The sequence below is a fragment of the uncultured Campylobacter sp. genome (assembly GCF_938045225.1).
Lineage (GTDB): Bacteria > Campylobacterota > Campylobacteria > Campylobacterales > Campylobacteraceae > Campylobacter_A.
On record NZ_CALINL010000137.1, the window covers coordinates 1 to 3338 of the forward strand.

Genomic DNA, 3338 nt, shown 5'->3' on the forward strand with positions numbered 1-3338 from the left:
GCTATCTCTTTTTCTAGTTTGGTTTTTTGCGACCGCAGTCGCATGATCACCGCGCTCATATCCACGCCTTCAAGCGGCACGAAGACTTCTAAATTTTCGCTCACGTCGCGCGCGGCGTTTTCGATTTTGGCGTCGCAAAACTCGATCTGTTCGCATTTAGCTAGCAGCGCAATGTAGTTTGTCGCCTCAGTCAAATTCTCGTTTCCGTTTAGCTTGATGAAAGCTTTTGGGATTTTTGAGTTGCCTTGCTCGATGGTCGCCTTTGCGCGGCGGATCGCGACGATAGCCTCGATCACTAGCTCAAATGTCTTTTCTATCTGCAAGTCGCACTCGTTAGTCTGCGGATACGCCTCTATCATGATCGAGCTCGCGATTTCTAAATTTGAACCGCTAAGCTCGTGGAAAAGGTATTCGGAGATAAACGGCATAAAAGGACTTAGTAGTCTCATAGCCTCTTTAAATATCGCTCCAAGCTCCCTTACGCTGCCTTTGTCGGCTTTGCTAAGCTCGATGCCCCAGTCGCAAAACTCGTCCCATAAAAATTTATAAATCGCGTTTGCCGCGTCGTTAAAGCGGTAGGCGTCTATGTTTTCTCGCACCTCGCGCACGCACTCGTTAAAGCGGCTTAGCATGTACTTACCAAGCTTCGTTTCGATTTTCGCGTCGCTTAAATTTGCAAATTTAGACTCGTTTAGCAGCAGATATTTGCTCGCGTTGTAAAGTTTGTTCGTGAAATTTCTCACGAGCTTCATCTTTTCGTCGCTTAGCTTGATGTCGCGCCCCTGCACGGCAAGTAGCGCAAGCGTAAATCGCAAGACGTCGGCGCTGTATTCGTCTATGCTAACGAGCGGATCGATGACGTTGCCTAGGCTTTTACTCATCTTTCTGCCTTGCTCGTCTTTAACCAGAGCGTGCAGGTAGATATCGTCAAACGGTAGCTTGCCGAGCGCGTTTTCGCCCTGAAACATCATCCTAGCTACCCAGAAAAACAAGATATCAAAGCCGGTGATTAGTAGGTTGTTTGGGTAAAATTCGGCCAAATCGCCGTCAAACCATTTTTCGTTTTTTAGCTCCTCGCCGTTACCCCAGCCAAGCGTGCTAAACGGCCAAAGCCCCGAGCTAAACCAGGTATCAAGGACATCCGGGTCTTGATGGAAATTTGCGCTTTTGCATTTTGGACACTGCGTCGGTTCGCCTTCGTCCGCCCACTCGTGTCCGCACGCGTCACAGTAAAATACCGGGATCTGATGTCCCCACCATAGCTGGCGCGAGATACACCAGTCGCGAAGCTCGCGCATCCAGGCGTTAAAGCTGTTTATCCAGTGGGCCGGGTAAAATTTAGCTAAGCCTTCGCCGACCTTTGCGATCGCGTCGTCCGCGATCTGTTTTTTGACGAACCACTGCTTTGAGATGTATGGCTCGACGACGTTTTTGCAGCGGTAGCAGTAGCCGACTTGATTTTCGTAGTCTTCGATCTTCTCGACGTTTCCGAGCTTTTCTAGCTCTGCGACGATAGCATCTCTGGCCTCTAGTCGCTCAAGCCCCTTAAACTGCGCGCACTGCTCGTTTAGGATACCTTTTTCGTCAAAAACGGTGATAAATTTTAGATCATGCCTTTTGCCGACCTCGTAGTCGTTAGTGTCGTGCGCCGGGGTGACTTTTACAAGACCCGTTCCAAACTCCATATCGACGTGCTCGTCGGCGATGATCTCGATCTCGCGACCGATTATAGGTAATACTACTTTTTTGCCGATCAAATTTTTATAGCGCTCGTCGTTTGGATTGACCATTACCGCGGTATCGCCGAAGTAGGTCTCCGGCCTTGTTGTTGCCACAACGATAAATTTATCTTGTTCTCCCGCAAGGTAGTATCTCAAATGATAAAGCTTGCCTTTGTTTTCTTTATGCTCAACCTCGATGTCGCTGAGCGCGCCGTCGTGCGTACACCAGTTTATCATGTAGTTTTCGCGTACGATGAGCCCTTTTTCGTAGAGATTTACGAAGGCTTTTTTGACCGCTTTTCTTAGCCCTTCATCCATCGTAAATCTTTGGCGCGACCATGCAGGTGAGATGCCTAGTTTGCGCATCTGATGTACAATCATACCGCCGCTTTTTTCTTTCCATTCCCAGACTTTTTGGACGAAATTTTCGCGTCCAAGCTCTTCTTTTTTGATACCTTGATTTAGCAGCTGCTTTTCAACGACGTTTTGAGTAGCGATACCAGCGTGATCAAGGCCTGGCTGCCAAAGTGTCTTGTAGCCGTCCATCCTCTTGTAGCGAGTCATGATATCTTGAAGTGTGAAGGTTAGGGCGTGTCCGATGTGAAGCGAGCCCGTTACGTTTGGAGGCGGCATCATGATGCAAAATTTACGGCCGTCTTTGCGGATGTTTTTGTTCGCGTCTATCTCGAAATATCCGCGTTCTTCCCAAATTTTATAAAATTTATCTTCTATCTCTTTTGCGTCGTAAAATTCCGCCATATTTTATCCTTAATAATTGTTTAAAAAATGTCGGATTTTACTACAAATTTGCTAATAGTATGTTTAAAATAGGTTATTTTTAAGATTAGGCAAAGAAAGCGAAGCGGCTAAAAAGCCGCTTCGCAAAGGATCATTTGACGATAAATTCGTGCTGAGCTAGATCGTAGTCGCTCATGCTCTCGTCGTACATATTTTCCGTGATGACCGCAGGTAGCATGCATTTACCGCTCATAACGACGCGAAGAGGCGTATAAAGCGTATTTTTATCGTCTTTACGGTAAAGACTGTAAAAGCTCAAAACCCTATCGTCCTCTATGTTTTGGTGCTCGAGCGTTAAAGAGCTTTTCGTGTCCTCCGTTCTTGCATTTGGTACGATGTTTTCGTTTATCACCTCAAAGCAAGGGCTAATCGTCTCATTTATCACGCCGTTTCTGATAAATTTATCCGTTCTTAGCGTAAGTTTAGAGTAGACGACGTCGTTTACTTTAAGCGCATTAATATCTATCTCTTTGCCGTCTTTATCGACGAAAGTTCTGTAGATATCAAGCCCTCTTTTGTCAAATTTATGATTTACGGCTAGCTTTTTATAGCCTGATGCACTAACGCCTAGATACACGCTAGCGTTACCCTCCGGCACGATGGTGATTTCAGGCTTTTTCGGAGTGACGTTGATAGCGCCTCTGCCGCTAAAGTCTAACTCGCGGCCGTCTGCTATTAGCTTAAATTTATTCTCGCTTGAGACGTCCTTGATATAGGCTCTTAGCGCCCTTAGCGTAAACGCGCGCTCCTGTAGTTCAAAAGTCAAGCTGCTTACTAGTTGCATTTCCATTGAAAAAGCCACTGACATTACCAGAGAAT

1 protein-coding gene and 1 pseudogene are annotated in these 3338 nt (G+C 46.4%); both read right to left on the bottom strand.

From position 1 onward, the window contains the following. Positions 1-2480, bottom strand: a 2480-nt coding sequence (locus Q0200_RS05275; RefSeq protein WP_297938648.1) for a valine--tRNA ligase, incomplete at its 3' end; no start/stop codon positions are given. A 130-nt stretch (positions 2481-2610) separates the two neighbouring features. Continuing rightward, positions 2611-3338: pseudogene (locus tag Q0200_RS05280) on the bottom strand (alpha-2-macroglobulin); the annotation flags it as partial.